Annotated in this window: 23 protein-coding genes and 1 tRNA gene; 5 read left to right on the top strand and 19 right to left on the bottom strand. The window is 45.8% G+C overall.

Going from position 1 to position 26,535, the window contains the following annotated elements; all coding sequences use genetic code 11:
* Positions 1-61 precede the first annotated feature (61 nt).
* From hflC to orn, 10 genes are all read right to left on the bottom strand, one after another.
* The gene (hflC, locus tag ACXAC1_RS15090) at positions 62-928 is read right to left on the bottom strand and encodes a protease modulator HflC (RefSeq protein ID WP_475062513.1); all 867 of its coding nucleotides are present in this window, start codon (positions 926-928) and stop codon (positions 62-64) included.
* Positions 928-2,166: an FtsH protease activity modulator HflK gene (gene hflK / locus ACXAC1_RS15085; protein WP_475062511.1), complete on the bottom strand. Its 1,239-nt coding sequence runs from the start codon at positions 2,164-2,166 to the stop codon at positions 928-930. Before hflK ends, hflC begins: the two co-directional genes overlap by 1 nt.
* Before the next feature lie 38 nt (positions 2,167-2,204).
* Positions 2,205-3,494, bottom strand: coding sequence for a ribosome rescue GTPase HflX (gene hflX, locus ACXAC1_RS15080; RefSeq protein ID WP_475062509.1), 1,290 nt, complete (start codon positions 3,492-3,494; stop codon positions 2,205-2,207).
* Between the two features lie 35 nt (positions 3,495-3,529).
* Positions 3,530-3,775 (bottom strand): RNA chaperone Hfq, encoded by a 246-nt coding sequence (gene hfq / locus ACXAC1_RS15075; protein ID WP_067097470.1) that lies wholly within the window; start codon positions 3,773-3,775, stop codon positions 3,530-3,532.
* 88 nt (positions 3,776-3,863) lie between these two features.
* Entirely contained in the window at positions 3,864-4,796 is a 933-nt protein-coding gene (gene miaA, locus ACXAC1_RS15070; RefSeq protein ID WP_474975046.1) for a tRNA (adenosine(37)-N6)-dimethylallyltransferase MiaA, read from the bottom strand.
* A gap of 3 nt (positions 4,797-4,799) precedes the next feature.
* Positions 4,800-6,812, bottom strand: coding sequence for a DNA mismatch repair endonuclease MutL (gene mutL, locus ACXAC1_RS15065; protein WP_475062507.1), 2,013 nt, complete (start codon positions 6,810-6,812; stop codon positions 4,800-4,802).
* A gap of 24 nt (positions 6,813-6,836) precedes the next feature.
* Complete coding sequence (locus ACXAC1_RS15060; RefSeq protein ID WP_475062505.1) at positions 6,837-8,165, bottom strand: N-acetylmuramoyl-L-alanine amidase; 1,329 nt, start codon at positions 8,163-8,165, stop codon at positions 6,837-6,839.
* Between the two features lie 109 nt (positions 8,166-8,274).
* On the bottom strand, positions 8,275-8,742 hold the full coding sequence (tsaE, locus tag ACXAC1_RS15055; RefSeq protein ID WP_228191151.1) for a tRNA (adenosine(37)-N6)-threonylcarbamoyltransferase complex ATPase subunit type 1 TsaE: 468 nt from the start codon (positions 8,740-8,742) through the stop codon (positions 8,275-8,277).
* A gap of 42 nt (positions 8,743-8,784) precedes the next feature.
* On the bottom strand, positions 8,785-10,263 hold the full coding sequence (locus tag ACXAC1_RS15050) for an NAD(P)H-hydrate dehydratase (RefSeq protein WP_475062504.1): 1,479 nt from the start codon (positions 10,261-10,263) through the stop codon (positions 8,785-8,787).
* Positions 10,264-10,378: 115 nt separating this feature from the next.
* Positions 10,379-10,927 (bottom strand): oligoribonuclease, encoded by a 549-nt coding sequence (gene orn / locus ACXAC1_RS15045; protein WP_475062502.1) that lies wholly within the window; start codon positions 10,925-10,927, stop codon positions 10,379-10,381.
* A 74-nt stretch (positions 10,928-11,001) separates the two neighbouring features.
* Here orn and rsgA point away from each other — a divergent pair, with 74 nt between their 5' ends.
* The gene (gene rsgA / locus ACXAC1_RS15040; protein WP_475062501.1) at positions 11,002-12,036 is read left to right on the top strand and encodes a small ribosomal subunit biogenesis GTPase RsgA; all 1,035 of its coding nucleotides are present in this window, start codon (positions 11,002-11,004) and stop codon (positions 12,034-12,036) included.
* 29 nt (positions 12,037-12,065) lie between these two features.
* Here rsgA and ACXAC1_RS15035 read toward each other — a convergent pair whose 3' ends face one another.
* A complete protein-coding gene (locus ACXAC1_RS15035; RefSeq protein WP_475062499.1) occupies positions 12,066-12,968 on the bottom strand; it encodes a flagellar motor protein MotB in 903 nt (300 codons plus the stop codon).
* Between the two features lie 8 nt (positions 12,969-12,976).
* Complete coding sequence (motA, locus tag ACXAC1_RS15030) at positions 12,977-13,831, bottom strand: flagellar motor stator protein MotA (RefSeq protein WP_475062498.1); 855 nt, start codon at positions 13,829-13,831, stop codon at positions 12,977-12,979.
* A 128-nt stretch (positions 13,832-13,959) separates the two neighbouring features.
* On the opposite strand from motA, the gene ACXAC1_RS15025 reads away from it, so the two are divergent.
* Together ACXAC1_RS15025 and asd are read left to right on the top strand one after the other, a co-directional pair.
* The gene (locus ACXAC1_RS15025) at positions 13,960-15,435 is read left to right on the top strand and encodes an HDOD domain-containing protein (RefSeq protein ID WP_475062496.1); all 1,476 of its coding nucleotides are present in this window, start codon (positions 13,960-13,962) and stop codon (positions 15,433-15,435) included.
* A 17-nt stretch (positions 15,436-15,452) separates the two neighbouring features.
* Positions 15,453-16,310 (top strand): archaetidylserine decarboxylase, encoded by an 858-nt coding sequence (gene asd / locus ACXAC1_RS15020; protein WP_475062494.1) that lies wholly within the window; start codon positions 15,453-15,455, stop codon positions 16,308-16,310.
* A gap of 96 nt (positions 16,311-16,406) precedes the next feature.
* Here the strand turns inward: asd and secF are convergent, their stop codons facing one another.
* The 5 genes from secF to queA form a co-directional block, all read right to left on the bottom strand.
* The gene (secF, locus tag ACXAC1_RS15015; RefSeq protein WP_475062493.1) at positions 16,407-17,312 is read right to left on the bottom strand and encodes a protein translocase subunit SecF; all 906 of its coding nucleotides are present in this window, start codon (positions 17,310-17,312) and stop codon (positions 16,407-16,409) included.
* Between the two features lie 14 nt (positions 17,313-17,326).
* Positions 17,327-19,180, bottom strand: a complete 1,854-nt coding sequence (secD, locus tag ACXAC1_RS15010) for a protein translocase subunit SecD (RefSeq protein WP_228191144.1) — start codon at positions 19,178-19,180, stop codon at positions 17,327-17,329.
* 74 nt (positions 19,181-19,254) lie between these two features.
* A complete protein-coding gene (gene yajC, locus ACXAC1_RS15005) occupies positions 19,255-19,581 on the bottom strand; it encodes a preprotein translocase subunit YajC (RefSeq protein ID WP_199463365.1) in 327 nt (108 codons plus the stop codon).
* Positions 19,582-19,666: 85 nt separating this feature from the next.
* Positions 19,667-20,785 carry a tRNA guanosine(34) transglycosylase Tgt gene (tgt, locus tag ACXAC1_RS15000; protein WP_133564322.1) on the bottom strand — a complete coding sequence of 373 codons (1,119 nt, stop codon included), beginning with the start codon at positions 20,783-20,785 and terminating at the stop codon, positions 19,667-19,669.
* A gap of 32 nt (positions 20,786-20,817) precedes the next feature.
* A complete protein-coding gene (gene queA, locus ACXAC1_RS14995; RefSeq protein ID WP_475062491.1) occupies positions 20,818-21,879 on the bottom strand; it encodes a tRNA preQ1(34) S-adenosylmethionine ribosyltransferase-isomerase QueA in 1,062 nt (353 codons plus the stop codon).
* A gap of 222 nt (positions 21,880-22,101) precedes the next feature.
* Between queA and ACXAC1_RS14990 the strand changes: the two genes are divergently transcribed.
* Positions 22,102-22,187: transfer RNA gene (locus ACXAC1_RS14990), tRNA-Leu, on the top strand.
* 69 nt (positions 22,188-22,256) lie between these two features.
* Here ACXAC1_RS14990 and iolG read toward each other — a convergent pair.
* Positions 22,257-23,243 carry an inositol 2-dehydrogenase gene (gene iolG, locus ACXAC1_RS14985; RefSeq protein ID WP_475062489.1) on the bottom strand — a complete coding sequence of 329 codons (987 nt, stop codon included), beginning with the start codon at positions 23,241-23,243 and terminating at the stop codon, positions 22,257-22,259.
* A gap of 162 nt (positions 23,244-23,405) precedes the next feature.
* On the opposite strand from iolG, the gene ACXAC1_RS14980 reads away from it, so the two are divergent.
* Entirely contained in the window at positions 23,406-24,407 is a 1,002-nt protein-coding gene (locus ACXAC1_RS14980; protein ID WP_475062487.1) for a LacI family DNA-binding transcriptional regulator, read from the top strand.
* 97 nt (positions 24,408-24,504) lie between these two features.
* Here ACXAC1_RS14980 and ACXAC1_RS14975 read toward each other — a convergent pair whose 3' ends face one another.
* The gene (locus ACXAC1_RS14975; protein WP_475062486.1) at positions 24,505-26,406 is read right to left on the bottom strand and encodes a PhoX family protein; all 1,902 of its coding nucleotides are present in this window, start codon (positions 26,404-26,406) and stop codon (positions 24,505-24,507) included.
* Between the last annotated feature and the right edge of the window lie 129 nt (positions 26,407-26,535).

The following is a 26,535-nucleotide window of genomic DNA, read 5'->3' as shown; positions in this document are numbered from 1 at the left end:
TCATGAATTGATGACTGACTTACAGGCATAATGCACTGACAAGTCAGCCAAAAACAGAGAATTAATTGGTCTCTTTAAAGTACTTAAAGAATTCGCTGTTTGGATCCAGTACGAACAGATCACCATTATTCGAAAAACTTTCACGATAAGCCTGAAGGCTACGGTAGAAGTCAAAGAATTCTGGATCCTGCTGGTATGCCTGAGCATAAATTGCAGCAGCCTGCGCATCACCATCACCACGGATCATTTCCGCGTCACGCTGAGCTTCTGCCTCAAGAACAACACGCTGACGATCTGCATCCGCACGAATACCTTCCGCAAGCTCCAAACCTTTAGAGCGATGCTCACGCGCTTCACGCTCACGCTCTGTACGCATACGCTGGTAAACAGATTCACTAACATCTGGTGGTAGATCAATCCGTTTCACTCGGATATCAACGATCGTAATACCAAGTTCAGTCTGAGCCACACTATCGATACGATCTCTTAGCTCAGTCATTAACTCTTCACGCTCTCCAGACACTACTTCATGCATGGTGCGCTCACCGAACTGGTTACGTAGACCTGTGTCTACACGAGATGAAAGCACTCGGTTAGCAACAAACTCATCACCAGAAGTTGCTTGATAGAAGCGAGCTACGTTAGAAATCTTCCATTTAACATACGAATCAACGATCACCGCCTTCTTCTCAAGCGTTAGGTAACGCTGAGGGCGAGAATCCATGGTTAGAATTCGAGCATCAAACTTTTTAACATCGTTCATCACAGGTAATTTAAAGTGCAAGCCCGGTTGAACATCTTCACGTACGATTTCACCAAATTTAAGCACTACTGCTCGCTCTGTTTCTTTAACAACAAACAGAGTTTGAGAAGCCACCAAAACCGCAGCCAGTACGATAAAAAGAATCGCAAAAGATAGGTTTTTCATTAGTTTCTCCCCTCACGCACAGAACTTCCTGATTGACGGCTACGAATCTCTGCAATCACTTGATCGGTTAACGAGCTAATAGAAGAAGAACTCGTGCTGCCAGTACTTGATGTTGCTGGTCGCTGTTTCATAATCTGATCTAGCGGCAAGTACATCATATTGTTGCCATTTTTCGAGTCGATGATCACTTTGTTTGAATCTTTGTAGATCGTTTCTAATGTTTCTAGATACAAACGCTGCTTCGTCACCTGCGGCGCTTTCACATACTCTTGGTACAAACGATCGAAACGATCTGCTTGACCTTGGGCACGAGCAACCACCTCAGAACGGTACGCCTCAGCCTCTTCACGAATACGCTGAGCTCGACCGCGAGCCTCAGGGATGATGCCATTGGCATAAGACTCAGCTTCGTTACGAACACGCTGCTCATCTTCTTTCGCTTTGATAACGTCATCAAATGCCTCTTGCACCTGGTTCGGCGCCTGAGTATTCTCAACGTTAACTTTGGAAATCAAAAGACCAGTGCCGTAATCATTAATGTATGACTGAAGTCGCTCCTTCACATCAGCCGCTAATACTTCACGACCTTCTGTTAAGATTTGATCCATTTCAGTTGTACCCACAACGTGACGTAAAGAACTTTCAACGGCTTGCGCCAGAGAGTCTTCTGGAGAACGTACGTTAATGACAAAGTCACGCGGATTATCAATGGAGTATTGAACAGAAACGCCAACTTCAACGATCGCCTCATCGACCGTCAGCATTAAAGCCTTGTGGTCATGTGAACGAACCTTAGTAACGTTTACCTTAGTAACGGAATCAATCATTGGCGGATTCCAATGAAGACCTGGCATAACAGTTTCGTGGAATTTACCCAAACGAAGCACAACACCTCGTTCTTGTTGGTCCACCTGATAGATACCTGTAGCCGCCCACAGAGCAAACAAGCCAATTACAACGACACCTAATAGGCCACCGCTTAACTTGCCTCCCATACCTGGACCACCGCCTGAGCCAGAACCGCCATTACCACCACGCTTCTTTTTAACTCCAAGCATATCCATCAGCTTGCCAAAAGCCTCATCTAAGTCTGGAGGTGATTGATCTTTACCGCCGTTCTGACCTTGACGACCCCACGGGTCATTATTAGGTTCTTGGTTACGCCCACCATTGTTGTTACGGTTTTTATCCGTGTTCCATGGGTCGTTGTCGTTATTACCCGGTTCATTCCAGGCCATACTACATCTCCACTTTCTTGTAATGATAATCCGGTTATTTAGGCTGCCTGAATTTGTTCTTCAGACATACCCACTCTAGCAAGAATCTGTAAATAATCCTTACGAGGCAGACATAATTCAAGTACAGATCGCCCTAGCTCATCATAAGTTTCACCCTTTACAGCACCCTGCTCGAACAACATCGCTCTAAAACGACCCAAACTCGACGGCACAATAATGGTTTCCTTTACGATTTCCTCAGACAGCAGTTCCGCAATTGCCTGCTCAAGTAAATCAATGCCATTCCCCTCACGTGCAGACAACCAAACTCTCGTTGGGTTCCCTTGTTCATCACGATCTATTCTGGCTTCACCAGTAGGCAAGGCATCAATCTTATTAAAAACCTTCAACATTGGCAGCTCATTAGCGCCAATCTCATTTAACACATCATCAACTGCAGCAATATTCTCATCTCGATTAACATCCGCAGCATCAACAACGTGAAGCAATAAATCAGCCTCCGCTGACTCTTTCAAAGTCGCCTGAAACGCTTTGACAAGACGGTGCGGCAGTTTTCGAATAAACCCTACGGTATCCGCTAAAACTACTGCCCCCACTTGCTCTAGATCCAATCGGCGTAGCGTCGGATCAAGTGTTGCGAACAGTTGATCGGCTGCGTAAACCTCTGCTCCTGTTGCCCTATTAAACAATGTTGATTTACCAGCATTGGTATAGCCAACTAGCGAGATTGTAGGAACATCAGAACGAGATCGAGCACGACGACTTTGATCCCTCTGAGAGTTTACTTTCTCAAGGCGTTTTTGGATTGCTTTTATTCTATCTCGCAATAAACGACGGTCAGTTTCTAGCTGCGTTTCACCAGGGCCACGCATACCAATACCACCTTTTTGACGTTCAAGGTGGGTCCAACCACGGATAAGACGAGTTGACATGTGCTGAAGCTGAGCAAGCTCTACTTGCAGCTTACCTTCGTGAGTTCGCGCACGTTGAGCAAAAATATCTAGGATAAGACCGGTACGGTCTAGTACCCGACACTTGAGGACACTTTCAAGATTACGTTCTTGAGATGGGGACAAGGCGTGATCAAAAAGCACTACTTGAGCCTCTTCTCGAATCACAATGTCTTTGATTTCATCTAGCTTACCAGTGCCGACAAAGAACTTGGAATCAGGTCTTTGACGAGACCCTGTCACGACAGCGACAGGGTCTGCACCAGCAGAGATAGCGAGTTCTACGAATTCTTCAGGTCCATGCCTATCTTCTTGATCATTAAAATCGATATGGACTAATACAGCAATTTCACCACTTTCTGGGCGTTCGAAAAACAAGTTATTTAACCTCTGCTTGCTCTAGTCGAGCAAACTTATTCTGCAGCATCTTCCGCCTGATCAGGGGACGGTAGACGAATTGTACGAGAAGGAACAACCGTCGAGATTGCGTGTTTGTACACCATTTGGCTAACAGTGTTTTTCAACAAGATCACGAACTGATCAAATGACTCGATTTGTCCTTGTAGTTTAATACCGTTCACAAGAAAGATTGACACAGGCACTCTCTCTTTGCGAAGCACATTTAGGTAAGGGTCTTGTAGTGATTGCCCTTTTGACATCGGATTCTCCTTAAGCAAGCAAACTTATAATTAAAATATTGGCAAAACAATACTATAGATAATACAACAAAATTTTCCTGATTTCCCCTTATATAATCTCGCTTTGCAAGTATTTCAAGGTTTGTCCTAAAAGATCCTTTTGTAAACTATCGAATATCACCAAATTATCCCAACCTCGCAACCAAGTATGCTGACGTTTCGCCAACTGCCTAGTCGCGACAATCCCTTTAAAGATAGCATCCTCTAGAGAATCTTCTCCTTCAAGATATTGCCAAAGCTGACGATACCCCACACAGCGAATAGAAGGCATATCAATCGTCAGGTCTCCACGCTGATATAGCGCCTCCACTTCGGCCAAAAAACCTTGTTCCATCATGATATCGAAACGCTGTTCTATACGCTGATGCAAGGTTGCGCGGTCTTGAGGCATCACAGCTAAGTTAACCATATCAAACGGCAGCTCTTGGGCTTCCTGCTCCGCCCAAAGCTGTGTCATTGTTTTACCTGTTAACCGAAAGACCTCTAATGCCCGCTGTAATCGCTGTGGGTCATTTGGGTTAATGCGCTCGGCAGCCACAGGGTCGATCTGTTTCAGCTGATCATGCAAACTCGCCAGACCAAACTCGGCGGCATGTTGCTCAAACTCAGCTCTAATAGCAGGATCCGCCGCAGGCATCGGAGCAAGCCCCTTCTGCAAAGCATTGAAGTACATCATTGTTCCACCAACCAATAGCGGCGTTTTTCCATGCGCAACGATGTCATCTATTTCTCGACAAGCATCGGCCATAAAATCTGCGGCTGAATAGCTTTCACTTGGATCAATAATATCTATTAGTCGATGGGGAGCCTGCGCCAAAGTCTCAGCATCAGGCTTAGCCGTACCAATATCCATCCCTTTGTACACAAGAGCAGAGTCGACACTGATGATCTCATAGCCATGCTGGCTGGCCAGTTCGACTGCTAAGCCTGTTTTTCCGGAAGCCGTTGGCCCCATCAAACAGACAACTTTAGGTTTGGACATAACTTAACGGCCTCGTAAAAACAATTTATCTAAATCAGACATCGACAACTGAGTCCAAGTTGGACGCCCATGGTTACACTGCCCACTGCGCTCTGTGACTTCCATATCTCGAAGTAGACTATTCATCTCGGCAATGGATAATTTTCGATTTGCTCGGACAGCACCATGACAAGCCATAGTCGCCATCAATTCATTGGCCCTTGCTTGCAATAAATCTGTTGTGCCATTTACCACAAGATCACTGATGACATCACGCACTAAACTTTCGATATCGCCATTGATCAATATGACTGGCACTTCCCGGACCATGACACTCTCAGGCCCTGAACGCTCAATGTTAAAGCCAAACTGAACAAACACATCATGATTATCTTCGACTAAATCTGCCTCAGCCTGAGAGATAGACACATTAATGGGCACTAATAATGGCTGTGACGGAACATTTTTCGAATAGAATGCAGCTTTCATGCGCTCATAAACAATTCGCTCATGAGCCGCATGCATATCCACAATAATCATGCCCTGCTCTGTTTCCGAAAGAATATAAATGCCGTGCAATTGGGCCACCGCATACCCAAGTGGCGGTGTCACCCCCTCCCTTGGCAATGGTTCACGTACACGACCTGTACCAACATCCGTTTGCGGCACAACTGCGCCTGTATAAGAAACAGAATTAGGCGATACAGGCGCAGCAATCTGTTTAATTTCGCCTGTTTCCGAGTCCACTTCCTCAGTAACAAACTGACCTGCGAAATCATTCATGTCAGAGACAACACCTAACTGCCCAGCAATGCGAGCACCATCTATCTTATCTTGAGGAGTATAGTTACTTGGGCCAGAAAAACTTCTTCCAGCATGACTTTGAGCCTCTGACGGCGTATTTTGACCAGAGCTCATCCAAGAAACATCACGAGCCTGACCTGGGTGTCCCAGCCCCAATTTCTCCTGCTCTTGAATTTGAGCCTCTTGCTTTTGAATAGGGTTCTCAGCACTACCTGACATACCAGTCTCTGGTCGAACATCAGCAAGAACTTTATGAATACGACTGAATAAGAAGTCATGCACCAGACGCCCATCGCGGAAACGAACCTCATGCTTCGTTGGATGCACATTGACGTCCACGGTTCCCGGATCTAACTCAAGGTAAAGCACAAAGGTAGGGTGACGACCATTATACAAAACATCTCGATAAGCTTGACGCACCGCGTGAGCAACCAACTTATCACGCACAACGCGACCATTTACAAAGAAGTATTGCAAATCAGCCTGTGAGCGTGAAAACGTGGGCAAACCAATCCAGCCCCATAAACGTAAGCCAGCCGCTTCAACATCGATGGTGAGTGCATTTTCAATGAACTTCTTACCCAGCAAAGTCGCTAACCGATGCTCTGCATGCAGTTGGTCTTGCACAGGTCTTAAGTCATAGACTTGCTTACTATTATGATTGAGACGAAATCCTACATCGTAGCGGCTGAGCGCTAAACGCTTGACCACTTCTTCCAAATGACCAAATTCCGTTTTTTCGGTACGAAGAAATTTACGGCGCGCCGGCGTATTAAAAAACAAGTCTCGAGCTTCAATGGTAGTACCCTGAGGGTGCGAAGCAGGACGTACAGACGTTGCCATGTCTTTTCCTTCTGCTTCAACACGCCACGCAGCACTTTCACCTTCTGCGCAGGAAGTTAAATGCAAACGGGAAACAGAGCTGATACTGGCCAAAGCTTCACCACGAAACCCCAGTGTGGATACAGCCTCTAGGTCATCGAGGGTGATGATTTTACTGGTCGCGTGACGACTAAGCGCCAATGAGAGATCATCTTTAACAATGCCGCGGCCATTATCACGGATTTTAATACCGCGAACACCGCCCTGCTCAACATCTATGTCAAGCTGCGTTGCGCCAGCATCCAAACTGTTCTCCAGCAACTCTTTTACAACTGAAGCGGGACGCTCTACTACCTCACCGGCCGCAATCTGGTTGGCCAAGCGCGGAGATAGTAAATTAATTCTAGACATAAATTTCCTTTGCGAGACAACTAATTAACTAGCAGGGATAGAGAGCTTTTGACCGACCCAAATGACGTCATTACGAAGAGTATTCGCAGAGCGTAGCGAATCAAGCGACACACCATTTTTACGTGCGATTTCAGACAAAGTATCACCTTTTGAAACCGTATACGTATAGCCACCTTTCTGCTGCTTACGCCACGCAATGTAGGTGCCGTCAGGAGGATTATTTTCGAAGAACTCTTCAACACCCTTCGCGATTGAAGCGGCTAACTTACGACGATAAGTACCGCTGGAGAGATTTTTCGCCTCAGTCTTATTCGAGACAAACCCTGTTTCAATCAAGATGGAAGGAATATCAGGAGACTTCAACACAACAAAGCCAGCTTGCTGAACAGAGCTCTTATGTAAAACCGCAACTGTTTTCATTTCGCTAAGCACTTTACTACCAATATCTAGGCTCATTTGGATCGTCGAATTCATCGACATGTCCAATAGCACTTCTGCAAGCAACTGATCTTTGTCGTCTAAGGAAATCCCCCCAACCAAGTCCGTAGCCTGCTCTTGTTGTGCTAACCAACGCCCCATTTCAGACGTTTTCCCACCAAGAGATAAGGCCCAAACAGAAGCACCACGCGCTGAGGCTTTAGTAAACGCATCAGCATGGATAGAAATCAGTAAATCCGCATTTGCCTCTCGGGCAATACGCGAACGATCGCGCAACTGAAGATACTCATCGGTTGAGCGAGTCATTACTGCCTTGATACCTCGAATAGCATTCAAACGTTTAGCCAGCTCACGCCCAATCGACAGCACGATATCTTTCTCACGAACTTTATATTGCCCCAACGCACCAGGGTCCTTACCCCCATGCCCAGGATCTATCACAACGATCACATCACGTTTTTCATCAGAAATGGAAGCCAAGCTCTTTACGACGGCTATCTCACTTTTCTTAGCGCCATATTCAAGCTCCACCATAATTCTTGGGCCATAGTCACCCGAGGCCGCCAAAACTGACGATTTAGCCTTAACCTTTTTACTTAAATCCAAGACAAAGCGCATACCCGTATCACGCTTTGCATACCGAACCCGAAGCAATGCATCGCTTGATAAGGCAGAAAGACTGTTAACGACTTGTTGAGAAATACTGGTGTTGCTGATATCCAGCACAATTCGATCAGGGTTACTCAAAGGAAACATTCGGTGCTCAGCAGAGCTATCTAACTCAAACACTAGACGTGTAGAACCCGATTGTTCTCCAACCCGAATATCTTTGATTTGAGCAGCCTGTAGTACAGTGCTCATTGTCAGCAAAAGCAGTGGCATTAGCCAATTTATTGAAAAGATTTTTTTATACATATCAGACAGCTAGCAAATATATCACCACACTATAACGTTTGCTGAGAATGATCTCAAATAGACCGTTCTACGAAATAAAAAGGAGGCAACAAGGCCTCCTCTATAAACCTTAACTAGCAAGCCGCTGGGTTATCTTGTTCACAGCTTCGACACCGTAGTCAGTCTTCGGTTCAATCGATATAGAGCGGCCATGGCGCACCAAGTCCAAATGAACAATTAGATCTGGTTTTGGCAATACTCCTTCCCCCATTTCGGCCCACTCAATCAGACACAACGCCCCTTCTTTGAAGTAATCACGAATTCCCATGTACTCTAACTCTTCGGCGTCACTGATACGGTACAAGTCGAAGTGGAATGCCTCAATACCAGCCAGCTCATAGGGCTCTACAATAGTATAAGTGGGGCTTTTGACTGGACCGTTGTAACCTAGCCCTCTAAGCATCCCACGTACCAATGTTGTTTTCCCCATACCTAGGTTGCCATCTAAATACACCACCCCACCACTTTTAAGTGATGCTGCCAGCTTTTCACCAAACAGCTCCATTGCTTCTTCGCCAAAAATTTCTTTTTCTAACATATTCTATTTACTCACTTTTCTACACACACCTGTGTGCGACTTTTATTCCAAATAATCTAGTAGCTGATATGGCTGCATCGCCACCATCCCAATCTCTTGTCCGCACTTTAACGCTGCATCATTATGCCAAGCAGCTGCAATCACTGCGGCTTCAAATGCATCGGGATAGTAAGCAAGACACGCCCCTACCATGCCACTCAGGACATCGCCAGAACCACCTTTCGCCAATCCCGGACAAGGTTTACCCACAATAACCATTTGACCTTCGGGAGATGCCACAATACTTGTCGTACCTTTCAGGATCACGATTGCCTGATATTGATTGGCAATACTTCGAGCTGCTTTAGGCAAATCATACAAAACATCTGCAACGGTCTTACCCAGTAAAGCCGCCGCCTCACCTGGATGCGGTGTCAACACTAATGCCTGTCCAGTGATGGGCTTTTGTTTCAGCCAGTACAAACCGTCAGCATCAACCACTTTTGAATGAGGTAGCTGCGCACATTGACTCCAAAGAGACTTAGACCAGTTACTTTTACCTAAACCAGGACCTATCACCATAACTGAGTCAAGACTTCGAAGAGTGTCTTCAATCTGCGTATCATCTGACGCAAGCGCCATCACATTAGGATTACGTACCAAAGAGGCAGTTAGATGTCTTGCTTGGGTATAAACAGAAACGGTTCCAGCACCACTTTTGGCCGCCGCTTCACTGGCCATAATTGCAGCACCACCGTACCCATAATCCCCACCTATAACAGTGACGTGCCCATAAGTTCCCTTATGAGAGTTCAGTTGACGTTTACACGGGGTGATTAGAGTAAGTGCGGCAGGATCAAGAAAGTATGCTTGGTGTTGCTCTGACAAGTCAACAGCTTGCAAGTTTTCTGTGACAATTTCATGACAATACATGGGCCCTTGCTGCAAATGATGCCCCACCTTATCACCAATAAAAGTGACCACTAGATCAGCACTAACCGCCAACTCAGTCTGACCAGATTGAAGATCCAAACCACTGGGGCAATCCACACTAACCACCCAAGCATGCTTAGCTGACAGTTCATTGATTATCGTGATAGCACGTTTAAAGACATCCGATAAAGGCGCTCGAAAACCTATCCCTAGCAAAGCATCTACGATGACGACTGCTGATTCTTCAGCAAGCTCCTCGATCGCACATAAATGGATATTTTCTTGGGCAGCAGCCAAGCTTTCAGCTTTAGCAGCGTCACCTTTTCGCGGTGAGCTGGCAACATCATATACTCGGACATTGATACCATCTTGCGCTGCAAGCTGGGCAACAATCCAACCGTCGCCTCCATTGTTACCGCCGCCAACCACTACAGCCATACGAGTCAGAGAAGGATGACGACGGATGATGTGCTGATACAAAGCTAGGCCAGCCCGTTGCATCATTGGAAAGCTATCGCCTTCATGAGCAAAGCTTGCCTGCTCAATTGAGCGGATACTAGGGATATCGAAAAGCGGAGTTAGATAACGACGAGGAAGTACAGATGCCATCACAGCTGTCTCCTATTGCAGTAAAAATTGCCCGCATTATGACAATGCAGTAGAAACAAGCACAACTCAAAAAGCAAGGGTATCGACACGAGTGCAACAATACCCTTTGTACCTATTAGCCAAGTCCAAACATGGTTTTGCGGTAGTGCTTTAGCTCTTCAATTGACTCGATAATGTCATCAAGAGCCAAATGTGCGCCCTTTTTCTCAAATCCTTCCAACACTTCTGGCTTCCAGCGTTTTGCTAGCTCTTTGATCGTACTCACATCGATGTAACGGTAATGAAAATACGCTTCAAGTTTTGGCATGTAGCGGTATAAGAAACGACGGTCTTGACCGACACTATTACCGCAAATAGGCGATTTTCCAGCAGGTACAAACTGCTCCAAAAACGCAATGGTCTGTGCTTCAGCCTCAGCCATAGAAATATCGGAGTTAAGCACCCGTTCAGTTAAGCCTGACTGACCATGATGGGTAGTACACCATTCATCCATGGCATCCATTACAACTTTGTCTTGATGAACGGCCAAGTTAGGGCCTCGACCTAAAACGTTCAGATCCTTATCTGTTACAATCGTCGCAATCTCAATTATAGTGTCTGTTTCAGGCTCTAATCCGGTCATTTCTAAATCAATCCAGATTAGGTTGTCTTCGCTGTAACTCATATCGCACTCAATCCTGTATTTTAATTGCCGTCCATTATACTCTATGCGTTTAAATTAACGACCTACAAATACGAATGTCAAAACGAAAGCTGACCAAACAACAAGCCTGGCGCATTGAGCGTATTCAAAAAGAACGTATGGAGCGCACTCAAAAGCGTGCCGATCGTGCAGAAGAGACATTGCAGTCATCGGATCTTGGCTCTGAAACTGAGGGCATCATCATTTCTCACTTTGGTACCCAAGTAGAAGTAGAGGGCACACAAGAACCGCATGTAGGCATCAGCACTCGTTGTAATATGCGCGCTAATCTTGGCCAATTGGTCACTGGCGATAAGGTCGTTTGGCGTCCAAAGCAAAATGAAGGTGGCGTCGTGGTCGCTCGCGCAGATCGTGACACCTTGCTACAGCGTCCAGACATGCACGGTCGCTTAAAGCCTGTTGCGGCTAACATCGATTTTATTGTAGTGGTGATCGCTGCCGAACCTGTACCACACGCCAACCTGATTGACCGATATCTTGTCGCAGCGGAGACGGTCGACATTCCGCCGGTCATTCTTTTGAATAAGTGTGATTTGATTGATGAGTCCAACAAAGAAGAGCTTGAGAGCCTTCTCAGCACTTATGTGGATCTTGGCTACCGCGTTATTCGCACATCAACCAAAGACGCTGAAGGCATGAGCCAGCTTTACGACTTCTTGCAAGATCGTATCAGTGTCTTCGTTGGTCAATCTGGAGTAGGCAAATCCTCTTTGATCGGCACACTCCTACCTGACATCGAAATTAGCGTGGGCGAACTATCACAAAAGCGCAAAAAAGGCACTCATACCACCACAACAGCTCGTCTATTTCACATGCCTTCTGGCGGTGACTTGATTGACTCTCCAGGGATACGTGAGTTTGGCTTGTGGCACATCAGTGAAGATGAGTTATTGGAAGGCTTTACTGAGTTCCGCCCTCATTTGGGCTACTGCAAGTTTCGCGACTGCTCCCACGAACAAGAACCTGGCTGCGCCATCAGAGAGGCGTTAGAAAAAGGCGAAATCACGCCCCATCGATTTGAAAGCTATTTACGAATACGTCAATCGATCCGTGATAACGATGCATTTTAACTAGCCAATGGCACATGTAGGCCATGCCCCTAGAATACAGACTCTGGGGTCATGGCAGCATCTAGCTGAACCTGCTCCCCACCATACTTTAACCGACTACTGTTTAGCATTCGCTTATAAGCATCGTCTGTCATCAAAGTAATTGAAATACGTCTGTTCTCAGCACTTTCAGGGTCTACACGGTTGTATGGAACTGTATCCGCCAATCCAATGACCTGTGCGATTCTTCGATGAGCTAAACCGCCCTCCACCAAGACTCTTTTCGCGGCATTTGCACGTTCGCTTGATAAATCCCAATTATCTTCGTAACCATCACCAATAAAAGCAGAGGAATCTGTATGCCCAGTAATGACCACAGGATTGTTTACTTGATTAAAAATGCCTGCCATAGAAAGCAATGTATTTTCCATATCTGGCACCAACTGAGCACTACCGCGCTCAAACATCGGTCTTTCAGGATCATCAATTAGAGTAATACGCACACCCTCTGGGGTGATCTCTATGCGCATGTTCTTATCATTAGAATTAATGCGATCCATGCTTTTAAATTCTTCGATCAGCATGGCATTCATCTTTTCTAACTCACTGCCATCATTCCCTGTTCCTTGTGCTTGCTCATGTGTTGCATCCATAGTACTACCAGGCTCAGGTAAATCTGTATCTAGTTTACGCTCAAGACTCTTCGCTGGACTGCCCCCTAAATCAATAGGTGTATTACTGTAACCTGCAGCAGACATACCAGCAGGATCATTAAAATACCCTTCTATGGCCGCCAACTCCTCTGGTGAAGCAACATTAATAATCCATAACACAAGAAAAAAAGCCATCATCGCCAGTGCAAAATCAGCAAGGGCTATTTTCCAAGCGCCTCCATGATGCCCACCTTTCTTAACTTTTTTAACGCGTCGAATAACTGGTTCGTAACTGTTCATAGATACACCTAGCGAAATTGCTTCACTAAGTCTGACAACTCAATAAAGCTAGGACGTAAATGTGGGGGCAACATTTTTCGTCCCGCCTCAACCGAAATCGTCGGCGGATGGCCCGAAGCCATAGCATTTAGACAAGCTTTTACACATAAATAAGATTGCATTTGCTGCTCCCCAAGACGCTCAAGGTGAGCTGATACAGGACCAACAAAACCGTAGGCAAAGAAAATGCCTAGAAAAGTTCCCACTAAGGCCGCTGCAACATGAGCCCCTATTTCTTCCATGGGACCACCTATAGACCCCATGGTAATAACGATACCGAGCACAGCCGCCACAATACCAAACCCTGGTAACGCTTCAGCGACCCTATTAACCGCATGCCCAGGGGCCACGAGCTCTTCAGCAACAAGCTCCAGTTCGGAATCCATCATCGCCTCAAGTTCATGAGAAGGCATCCCTGTAATGGTGAACACTCTGTAATTATCAGTAAAAAATTCAACCAGTTCATGATCACGAATCACATCTGGAAAGCGCTGAAACAATTCACTTTCAAAGGGTGCCTCAACATCTTGCTCTACCGCCAGAAAACCTTCTTGGCGGCTTCTCTGAAACAATGAATATACGCAGGTTAACAATTGAGTGTAAAAAACTCTGTTGTGTCTACTCCCTAAAAAGACCTGCGGCAAAAGTTTAAACGTCTTTTTCTGCAAGGCTGCAGGATTAGCTATAAAAAATGCCCCTAGAGCGGCACCACAAATTATCAACACTTCGAATGGTTGCCACAGTGCAAGCATTTCACCATGCGAAGCCAGATAGCCCGATACCACGCTTACGATAACGATAAGCATTCCCGCAATTACAAACATGTTTTCATCCTAGATTTTTACAGTGTATGCTCACCTAGCAATATAAAGTATGATTGTTCTATATAAGCAATCAAAAAGACGCTAAATCGACTAGTTAACAATGCCTTGAGCCCTAAATGTAACGAGCTATGAACAATAAGTCACCCTTTGGCCTCAACGAATGGCTACTCTATCTGCAAGACAGGAAGTTTCCAGTTGGCTCTGACAGCATTACTAAGCTTAAGAAGCAAATTAAAACGCCTGATGAAACACTTGACCGAATGCAAAAAAACATTGCGTCGGAACCACTACTCGCTTTCGCCATATTAAATCAAGCCAACACCATGGTTGAATATAAGCGCAATGACATCAAGAGCCCTATCCATGCTGCATCAATGATCGGTATGACAGGGATTGGTCAGGTGTTTGATCTGCTTGAGCCCGTTACGATTCAATCCAAAAACAATGCCCATGATGCATTTTTAAGAGAAGTTCAAATAAGTTATGAGGCAGCCGCGATTGCTAAGCGTTGGGCGATAGAAAAGAAAATCAGCCATATCGATGACGTCTATTGGATTACGTTTTTCCGCGATGTAACTCGCTGGTTATTATGGTTCCATGCTCACGAAGAAATGGAGCATATCACCCAAAAAATTCGCCGAGGAAGCAGCACTAGCCAAGCCGAAAACGCTGTGCTCGGCTGCCGTATCGATGAATTAACCGTCGCGCTTTTCAAATATTGGAAGGTTCCAACGGTAATTATTGAGTCTTTTCTAACTGACCAGATTCCAACTGCGGAAGAGTTACAAAGCATCGCTCGATTGACGCATACGCCCGATCAACTGCCTGGGTTTGCGGAAGATAAGCGCATTACTATTTTGATGAATGGCCCATTGATATTAGCTTACTGCGCAACACGAGTAGCGCAAGAAGCAAACGTAGTCGGCTGGGGCAGCAAAAATCTACCCTTCTTTTATCGAGTGGTAGCTGCCATTTTACATATCCGCCTAGGTGACGCCATACAGCTCACTCACTTCGCCACAACTGAAGCCGCTAGAGAAGCTACAAATTCAGTGAAACCAAATTTGGCAGCTCATTTACTCTCACCAATTCTATTTACTCGATCCAGTGCTCAAGCAGGAATTGTTAAAAGAGTTGCTGCAAACCCACTCAACCAATTGCAGTCGAAGCTAAAAGGTATAACTGATAGTAAACAAAGAGCCACGCTCGCTATGAAAGCAATGCTGTCACTCTTTAAGGGGGCAAGTAGCGCTGTATTAATCCTTCATTACAACAAGGCAGATGAAACATTACGCCCGATCCTACAATTTGGTTTTGATACCGACATATTAAGGCGGGTGCGCTGGAACTCGCCCTCTTCCGTTATATCAAAGCTCAACACCAAACGTGTCGCTGTTCACTTTGATAACGCTAAACTGAACGCCATGAGTAAAGACATGCCCGAAGGCACGGATAAGCTTTTCGAGGGTACCCAAGATTTGTTTTTGGCTTCATCTCCTATTGATGAAGCCAACACCTACATATATTGGCTATTTGGCCAAACCCAACTTAATCGTGAGCAGTTTGATACCTTTAAAAAAATCATCAAGCTTGCTGACCAGTAACCAGACTAGGAATGACTGTGAACAAAGATCAAATTTTTGCATTTCTTCAGCATATTACGCCTCAAAAAACACTCTCACGCCTTGTTGGGCGAGTTGCGGAGTGTACCAACACCTCAGTTAAAAACGTTTTTATAGAGCAGTTTATTAAAAAATATAACGTTGATATGAGTGAAGCCATCAACGAAGATCCAAAAAGCTACCGTAATTTTAATGAGTTTTTCACTCGAGCTATAAAACCTGAGCTTCGCCCTATCGTAGAAGACGAGAAAACCATTGCCTGCCCAGCTGATGGAGCAATCAGTCAATTGGGGAATATTGAATATGGCACCATTTATCAAGCTAAAGGACATACTTACAGCCTAACAGAATTGCTAGGTGGCGACGCTGAACTATCGAATCAATTTCTAGGCGGTAAATTCGCAACGGTCTACCTATCTCCTAGAGATTATCATCGCGTTCACATGCCGCTAGACGGTAAATTAGTAAAAACCATCCACGTACCAGGTAAACTGTTCTCGGTCAATAAAGTCACTGCTGAACAAATCCCGAATGTATTTGCCCGCAACGAACGTACCGTTTGTATTTTTGATACAGCCGCAGGCCCGATGGCTGTAATCTTAGTTGGCGCAATGATCGTAGCCAGCATTGAAACGGTTTGGACTGGTCAAGTGACCCCATTCAGTAAAAATGTTCAGACATGGGATCACGAAAAATTAGCAAACGTTGAGCTGAAAAAAGGCGATGAAATGGGACGCTTTAAATTAGGCTCCACTGCTATCGTACTTTTCGGAAAAGATGCAGTCGCTTGGTCTGAGCCACTAAGTGCTGAAACGCCGACTAAAATGGGCATGGAGTTTGGCAGAGTAGCTGTTTGATGATTCCATCAAGTGGCTTGCAGCTACAAATAGCTAAACGAAAAGAGGCCCGCACATTGCATTGTGCGGGCCTCTTTGCATTCACGACCAGACAGCTTACGGCATTTCGTCTTCGAACTCTTCTTTTGGTGCTGGCACCAAATCTTCACGTGTAATATTTTGCGCAAGCAATAAATTAGCAGCGACAAAAACAGATGAATAAGTACCAATCAAAATACCAATCAACAACGCTAGGGAGAAGTTATGAATACTTTCTCCACCGAAGAAGAACAGCACCACTAGCACAAACAAGGTTGTCATCGAGGTGATAATAGTACGATCTAGCGTCTGATTAATCGACTCATTGATCAGATCGTAAGGTGTGGTATCACGCATAATACGGAAGTTCTCACGAATACGGTCACACACTACGATGGTATCGTTCAAGGAATAACCGATTACCGCCAAGATAGCGGCCAATACGGTTAAATCAAACTCAAGCTCAAACAGCGAGAAGATACCCAAAGTAATAATTACGTCATGTGCAAGCGCCACAACAGATGCTACTGAGAACTTGAACTGAAAGCGTACTGCAACATAGACCATAACGATCGCAAGTGCCAATAGCATACCTAAGCCGCCCTGTTCACGCAGTTCTTCACCCACTTGACCACCGACGTACTCAGAGCGCATCAGCTCAACTTTCACATTGCCGTTATCACGCAGTGTACTCAACACCTCATCCCCTAGCGTTGGGGTGTAGGCATTACCCATGCGCACCACAACATCCACGGGCGAACCAAAGTTCTGCACGGTTACATCCTGATAATCTCCTTCCGCCAATAGCGTTCGAACATCATCAAGCGCAGGCGCCTCCGTGTATTGCACCTCTATTAAACTACCACCAGTGAAATCTAGACCAAATTTCAAGCCTTTTACCGCTATCGAACCTAGAGACACCAGCACCATCGCAATCGAAAACATCGCGACGACTTTACGCATTGCCATAAATGGAATATTCATCGTATCGCTGTCTCCTAGATAAATAAGCGCTTATTTTTACGTCCGCCGTACACCAAATTGATTTGGGCACGTGTTACAACAATCGCTGTAAACATAGACGTCAAAATACCAAGAGAAAGTGTGACAGCGAAACCTTTAACAGGACCTGTACCCACTGCGAATAAAATCACCGCCACCAACAATGTTGTGATGTTTGCATCCAAAATAGTGGTGAATGCACGGTTAAAGCCCGAATGTATCGCCTGCTGGCTTGGCAAGCCCGCTTTGAGCTCTTCCCGTATGCGGGAGAATATGAGTACGTTAGCGTCCACCGCCATACCCATGGTCAATACGATACCAGCTATACCAGGTAGTGTCAGCGTTGCAGACAGCAATGACATACACGCCATCAATAAGACGATATTTAGCGCCAAGGAAATGTTGGCAAAAATACCAAACACTTTGTAGTAAACCAGCATAAATGCCATCACTACAAGCAAACCAATTTGTGCAGACAATACACCCAAACGGATATTTTCAGCACCTAGGCTTGGACCAATAGTACGTTCTTCAACAAAGTAAATAGGCGCTGCCAGTGCTCCAGCACGAAGCAATAGCGCCAACTCAGACGATTCGCGCGGACTATCCAAGCCAGTGATACGGAAAGAGTTACCCAGCGTTGTTTGGATCGTCGCTAGAGAGATAATATTTTTCTCACTGTAACTACGACGTACTTCCGTCAACTCACCATTCTCATCTTCGACAAAGCGGCTGCGGCTCTTATGCTCAATGAACACAACTGCCATGTTACGGCCAACTGCAGTTCGTGTGACACGCGCCATTTGCGAGCCACCTTTACCATCAAGGCTGATGTTTACCTGTGGACGGCCGTTTTCATCAAAAGATGAATTCGCATCCGCCACACTGTCACCAGTGATGATTACATCACGCTCAAGACGTGCAGTTCGACCACTACCATCGCGGAACGTTAGCGTATCGATATCAGACGCATTGGCATCTAAACCCGCTTCAAGGCGAAACTCCAGGTTCGCTGTAGCACCGATGATACGCTTAGCCGCCGCCGTGTCTTGCACACCAGGAAGCTCAACCACAATACGGTTGCTACCTTGACGCTGCACAAGAGGCTCAGCCACACCTAGTTCGTTCACACGATTACGCAAAGTCGTTAAGTTCTGCTGTAACGCATAAGCCTCCACTTCAGCACGAGCCGCTTCCGTAAAGCCTATCTCAACAAAGTAGTCACTTCCTTGATTCGACGTGTTGTAAACATACTCGGAGAATTCATCTTGAAGCAGCTCAAGCGCTGCCTGCTGGTCTTCTTCGCGTAAGAAGCGAATCGACATCACACCATTCGTCACTTCTACACTGCGGTAACGAATACGCTCCGTACGAAGACTGTTCTTCATCTCGCTCGCCGCAACATCCAAACGTTGCTTCAGCGCCGCTGGTGTATCAACTTCTAGCAAGAAGTGTACGCCACCACGTAAATCCAAACCTAGCTTCGCAGGTCCCGCACCAATCGAAGACAACCACTCAGGAGTCGTTGGCACTAAGTTAAGTGCCACAACGTAATTCTCACCTAATGCTGCAGCAATAACAGGTTTTGCAGCCAATTGATCTTCGCCATTATTAAAGCGAAGCGTACCACCCGCACTGGTCAACTCTGCCTCTTTAAGAGTAATACCCGCATTTTTAAGGGCAGTTTCGGCAGTAGTTAACGTTCGTTGATCAACGACGGTGGTTGTTTTTTGAGTGGACAGCTGTAATGCAGGGTCATCGGGGTACAAATTAGGAAGCGCATAAACCACACCTAAGGCGATCACGAGCAAGATTAGCAAATACTTCCACAAGGGGTACTTGTTGAGCATGTATAGTCCTTGGAGCTAATAAAATAAAAAACCAAGAAGAAGAAAAGCGCCAAGATGGCGCTTTTCTCTTGAGATTAGATGGATTTTAGTGTGCCTTTTGGCAACACAGCACCCACTGCAGATTTCTGAAACTTCATCTCAATGTTGTCGGCAACTTCTAGAACAACGTAGTTGTCATCAACTTTCGTCACTTTACCTAGAACACCACCGTTTGTTACCACTTCAGTGCCTTTAGCTAGTGACGCTAGTAGGTTGCGATGCTCTTTAGTACGTTTTGCCTGAGGGCGCCACATCAAGAAATAAAAGATAACAACGAAACCAACCAACAATACAAGGTTAAAAATCCCTGCGTCAGCTGGCGCAGCACCTTCAGCGTAAGCTGGTGAGATCAAAGCGATCATGGTGTTTACTCTCCAATGGTTAAAAAAACGGTATGCGCATGTTATTTAAAAATAGTTGCGCCATTTTGACTATTATTTTCGACAGTTACTCACTCAGTGGTGGAGTTTCCATACCACGTTTCGCGTAAAACTCATCTACGAAGGCATCAAATCTACCTTCATCGAGCGCCTTACGCAATCCCGCCATAAGTGTCTGGTAGTAACGTAAGTTATGGATAGTGTTTAATTGCGCACCAACCATTTCCTGACACTTGTCTAGATGATGTAAATAAGACCTAGAAAAGTTTTTACAAGTGTAACAATCACATTCTTTATCTAAAGGGCTTGTGTCATGACGATGAAACGCGTTTCGGATACGCACAATACCTTCAGACGTAAACAAGTGACCGTTTCGAGCATTACGAGTTGGCATCACGCAGTCGAACATGTCGACACCGCGACGTACACCTTCAACGAGATCTTCAGGCTTACCTACACCCATTAGGTAACGAGGCTTGTCCTCAGGCATCTTATAAGCCAAATGATCTAGAATGCGCACCATATCTTCTTTTGGTTCACCAACAGACAAGCCACCGATTGCGTAACCATCAAAACCAATATTGGTTAAGCCCTCAAGTGATTCATCACGCAACTGCTCATACATACTGCCTTGAATGATACCAAATAGCGCGGATGGGCTGTCACCGTGAGCATCTTTCGAACGCTGCGCCCAACGAAGGCTCATGCGCATAGAACGCGCGGCTTCATCTTCGGTGGCAGGATATGGCGTACATTCATCAAAAATCATCACAATGTCAGAGCCCAAATCACGCTGAACCTGCATGGAGATTTCAGGACTCAGGAAAACCTTGTCGCCATTAACCGGTGAGCGGAAACTCACACCCTCTTCCGTGATCTTTCGCATATCGCCTAGCGAAAACACCTGAAAACCACCTGAATCAGTCAGGATCGGCTTCTGCCATTGGGTAAAGTCATGCAAATCCCCATGAGCCTTGATGACATCCGTACCTGGACGCAACCAAAGATGGAATGTGTTACCAAGAATGATATCAGCGCCAATGGCTTCAATATCTTTGGTTAGCATACTTTTTACTGTTCCGTAGGTGCCAACCGGCATAAAAGCAGGGGTTTCAATATCACCACGTGGAAAGCTCAAGCGCGCACGGCGAGCTTTGCCTGAGGTGGCTAACACCTCAAAGTCCATGAAACATTCTGGACGTTTTTCTGACATTCGAATTATTCCTCAGTAGTTGGCCCTTCGGCCTTTGGGTTTCGAGTAATAAACATGGCGTCGCCGTAACTAAAGAAACGGTACTTCTCTTCTACCGCGACACGGTAAGCATTCATCACACTTTCATAACCAGCAAAGGCACTGATCAGCATAATGAGAGTCGACTCTGGCAAATGAAAGTTAGTTACCAGCACATCAACCGTTTTGAATTCATAACCTGGGTAAATAAAGATACTCGTATCAGTCGCAAACGGCTCGATCTGACCCGACTGACTGGCCGACTCCAGAGAGCGCACGCTGGTTGTGCCTACTGCGATAACGCGCTTGCCTGCTGCCTTGGTCGCACGAACTTTATCAACAACTTCTTGAGATACTTCTGCATACTCAGAGTGCATAACGTGGTCTTTCACGTCATCAACACGTACTGGCTGAAAAGTACCCGCCCCAACATGCAGGGTGACAAAAGCGGTATCTACACCTTTGTCTTTTAAGGCTGCTAACAATTCGTCGTCAAAATGCAGGCCTGCTGTAGGTGCCGCCACGGCTCCAGGAGTCTTGTTATAGACCGTCTGATAACGCTCTTGATCGCTCTCATCGTCTGGGCGTTCAATATAAGGTGGTAAAGGCATATGACCCACCTTTTCCAATACTTCAAGTACTGGCTCGTCAAAGCGTAGGTGAAACAGTGTGTCCTCACGACCTACCATTTCTGCACCATGAGCGACACCACGATCTGTACCTAACATAAGTCGATTACCGACCTTGGGAGACTTACTACAACGTACGTGCGCCAAGATTTCATGCTCTGATAGCAAACGCTCAACCAATAGTTCTAACTTACCGCCAGATTCTTTTTGGCCGTATAGACGCGCAGGGATCACTCGAGTGTTGTTAAACACCATTAAATCCCCAGGTTCAACGAAATCAAGAACGTCTTTAAAAGTGTTGTGTGTCAGCCCGCCCGAAGGGCCATCTAACTTAAGTAAACGGCTCGCAGTTCGTTCGGGCATCGGGTAGCGTGCAATGAGTTCTTCAGGTAGCTCAAAGCGATAATCAGAAACGCGCATAATAGCTATTTAATTCACCAAGAAAAATGATGCGGCATTTTAGCGAATTTCTAACCGATTGGGTACGATATAAGAGTATTTCCCATATCACTGCTTGGTTTTCTGAAAACTCTGCTCAGCTTTTAGACAAAACAGCATTTACTGCGCCCAAATCAAAATAATTTTAGCAAAACCGTTGACAGGTATAGAGAAATCACCATAATACGCCTCACCTTTTTCAAAGCCAGTGTGGTGGAATTGGTAGACACGATGGATTCAAAATCCATTGCCTATAAAGCGTGCCGGTTCGAGTCCGGCCACTGGTACCATCTTTAAGATGCGAAAAGCCCCAAGATTACAAACCTTGGGGCTTTTTTCGTTTGATGGGCTAACTTACGTTATAGCGCCACCGCTTGACCTGATTGCAATGAGGCAACCGCCGCATCAGCCAACAGCAAGGCTTTCTCGCCATCGTTTCCACTTGGGAATGTGTGGTTACCAGACGCCAAACCTTCTACGAAACACTCTAGTTCGCTTTTGTATGCCGCGGCATAACGCTCTAAAAAGAAATGCATTGGTTTCTGGGCTTGCACACCAGCATCCGTGGAAACCACTACGGTACTTTCTGGAACGTTTTTGATTTCCAACATTCCCTTACTTCCATGCACTTCTACACGCTGATCATAACCGTAGGACGCTCGACGACTATTGGTGATTACAGCAACCTTTCCGCTTGCACAAGTCAGAGTGACCACTGCTGTATCCACATCACCAGCCCCTTTAATTTCCGGCGACACAAGTGAAGAGGCTGAAGCGTAAACGGTGACTGGCTCCTCCCCCAACAACCAACGGGCAATGTCAAAATCATGGATAGTCATATCACGAAATAACCCGCCTGATGATTGAATGTAAGAGACTGGAGGCGCACTCGGATCACGAGAAGCAATCGTCAGCATTTCTAGATCACCCACAACCCCTTGATCTAAAGCGTTTTTAAGGTGAGCAAAGTTTGGATCAAAGCGACGATTAAAGCCCATCATTAAAGGTACATCACACTCTTTCACAACGGCTAAGCATTGACGTACTCGATCAATGTTCAAATCAACCGGTTTCTCACAGAAAATAGCCTTACCAGCGTGCGCAGATTGAACAATCAGGTCGGCATGGGTTTCGGTTGCCGTACAAATCAAGACAGCGTCGACTTCTGCATCCGCAAGGGCCTCCTCGATTGTCGCAACACTCGCGTTGAACTTGCTCGCTGCCGCCTCAGCTGCCGGCTGGTAAACATCTACGACGTATTTTAGGTGACACTTTTGATTTGCTGCGACGTTAGCTCCATGGATCTGCCCAATACGGCCACAACCAAACAATGCGAAAGTATGCATAACTCACTCCATTTATTTTGTACTTGTTGTAAATGCACGTCAGTGACGTACAGAGAGTGAGATCATGTATATTTCTCCCAAGCAAAACGGTCAAAATATTTTTGTTTTTCACATCAAAATAATCTATTTTGATTTAAAAGACATCAAAACTGGTTTTTAGAAATGCGGGAAAGAATTAAAAAGCTGACCATCAAAGACATCGCCAAAACAGCAAACGTCAGCACTGCGAGCGTGGACAGAGTGATCAATGGGCGCGATGGCGTGAAAGCCTCGACCCGCGAAAAGGTGCTTAGTGCAATTGATCAACTAAATCGCCATAGCAACACCAACAAAGTTAAGCTGACGAAAATTGCGTTCATTGTGGAAGCTGGGCCAACGTTTATTAGCCTAGTCGAAGGCGCTATTACCGCTTTTATTGAAGAAAACGAATATGAAATAGAATACTCACTCGACACATTGAAAACAGGCCAAGGCTCAAGCCAAGATATCGCCGAGATCATACTTAAGAGAGCTCAAGAAGTTGATGGCATTATTTTAATGGCTGCCGACTCAGTTCCGGTGAATCGAGCCGTTAATCAAGCCATTGAGCAGCATATTCCTGTCATTTGCTTAACAAGCGATCTACCTAACTCAAATCGCACCGCGTATGTTGGCTCAGACCAGAAAAGTGTTGGTGCAACCGCTGGTTATTTACTGGGAAGAATGCTACCTCGCATGCCAGGACGAATTCTGTTCGTAGCTAGCGCGCCCTACGACTGTCAATTACAAAGAGAACTGGGATTTCGCCAAGCATTAAGACAAGAGTTCCCACACCTTAAAATCGAAGAATGCCTTCACTCTCAAGATGACTCAGACTATTCGTATCAGTCCATGCTGAAGTTCCTTAAAAAGGATCGTCACCTCGATGCAGTCTATAACGCAGCAGGCGGCAACCGAGGGATCGCCAGAGCGCTCAGAGAACACAACCTGACACGCCATGTCGTCTTCATCGGCCACGAGATCAGCAACCACACGCGAGAGCTATTAGACCAAAGAGAAATGGATTTGGTGATCGGCCATGATGTAGACCAAGAAGTAAAAACCGCAGTGAACATTATCCGCCACCAGCATGAGCAAGATTGCCTATCTCCCATCAGCATTATCACGCCATATAACTCCATATAAGCACAATTTAGCTGAGCAAAGAAAACCAATGGCCCAAAACTGAGACGAAAGCGGCGCCTTTAAGGCGCCGCTTGATTAAGCTTTATAAAAAACTTAATTAGCCAATCATTTCACCGTCATCACGAGAAATAGCAATCACACTAGATCGCGGTGTACCACCGTTTGGCCATACCGAGTTACCTTTCTCTCCAGGATGCTGGATACTTACAAACATAGTCGTACGGTCTGAACTCCACGCAGCACCAGTGATTTCACACTCTTTTGGACCAACAAGGAAACGCTTAATTTCACCCGTCTCAGGATCCCCCACCAACATCTGGTTGTTACCTTGGCCAGCGAAACCTTTCTCGTTTGAGTAATTACCGTCTGTTTGAATCCACAACATGCCTTTCTTATCAAACTTCAAACCGTCTGGAGAGTTAAACATGTTGTCTTTATTGACGTTCTTAGAACCCGCGTAAGCGTCATCGTAAACAGCAGGGTTGCCGGCTAGTACGAATAGATCCCAAGAGAATTTCTCAGCTGTATGATCTTGGTTAGCCGGTTGCCAACGGACGATCTGACCGTAGTTGTTTTTTACGCGTGGGTTTGGACCCACTGCAGGGGTTTCATCACCGCCCGCATTTGGCTTAACACCACGGTTTTTGTTGTTCGTTAGTGCACAGTAAACTTCTGCTTTATTTGGGTTAGATGCCACCCACTCAGGACGGTCCATTGTCGTTGCACCGACTTTCGAAGCCGCTTCACGAGTGTAGATAGCGATTTCAGCTTCCGTCATGCCAGTGGCTTTTGGCGTTAGCGCGATCCAATGACCAGTGTTGTTTTCGTTGAACTTCGCAACGTACAACGTACCTTCTTCTAGTAGGTCAGTGTTGTCACCACCAACAACGTATTTGTTCTTAGATACGAAGCGGTATAGGAACTCACCACGCTCATCATCACCTAGGTACACTACAACATGGCCGTTTGCTGCTACTTCAACTTCAGCGTTTTCGTGCTTGAAGCGACCTAGCGCTGTACGCTTTTTAGGACGTGCCGTTGGGTTTAGCGGATCGATTTCAACGATGTAACCAAAACGGTTCGGCTCTTGCGGATCTTTAGATAGATCAAAACGAGAGTCTGCCATCGCCCAGCTGTAGCCCCAATCATCATGGCTGATACCGTAGCGCTTCATTTGCGGTGTTAATGGGAAGTCCTTGTTGCTAGATGAGAAGTAACCGTTAAAGTTTTCTTCACACGTTAGGTAAGTGCCCCATGGTGTTTGACCATTGCCACAGTTATTCCAAGTGCCTTTCGCAACGACGCCTTTCGGGTCGGCTTTGGTTTTCATTAAATCATGACCACGAGCTGGACCTGTGATGTCCATTTCAGTATCCGCTGTGATACGACGGTTAAACTCAGAATCTTTTACGATACCCCATTTGCCATCTTTGCGGGCGATCTCAACCACAGAAACACCGTGCGCTGCTTTACTCTTACGAATGTCATCAGCATTCACAGGTTTACCATCAGCACGATTAGCATGAAGCGTTGTTAAGTTTGTGTACTCGTTGTTAACACAAAGGATTTGACGACCGTTATGAGAGAAAAGCGCCATGCCATCGTTGTGGTCACCGAAAGCCATTTCTTGAGAAGCGCCTGTACCACCCGTTGCTGGATCAAAAGCTGGTGCATTTGAGAACAATGGCTCGCCCCAAGAAGCAAGTACTTGCCAGTTGTAACCCTTTGGCACAGTAATCGTATCTTCGGCGTTGGCTTTTACCATTTCAAACGCCAAACGAGACATTTTCATCTCTTCGCCCGCAATCGCATTACTCGCAGCAAGAGTTGTTGAGCCCATTACTAATGCTGTTGCACCTACTGCAGCGCCCCCAGTCAAGAAACCGCGACGAGACACCATTGCCTTGGCTGTTTCTTCAAATTCCACTACTTCTGCAGCTGGACGTACTAATTCATCATGCTCATCAAAACCTAGCATTTGATCCTGCTTAACTGGCATTTGTATTCCCCATTATCTATCGTTTTAATTTGTGTGCGCACTGGCAGCGCAGTTATTTATAAACTCGAAAGATATTTAGCCTTTGAATCATGTCAGTTACGTGAAAATCACATGACAGTTTAATAACAA

Source organism: Marinomonas sp. AWM4_232 (genome assembly GCF_056158325.1).
This window is presented reverse-complemented; position numbering and strand designations above follow the sequence as displayed.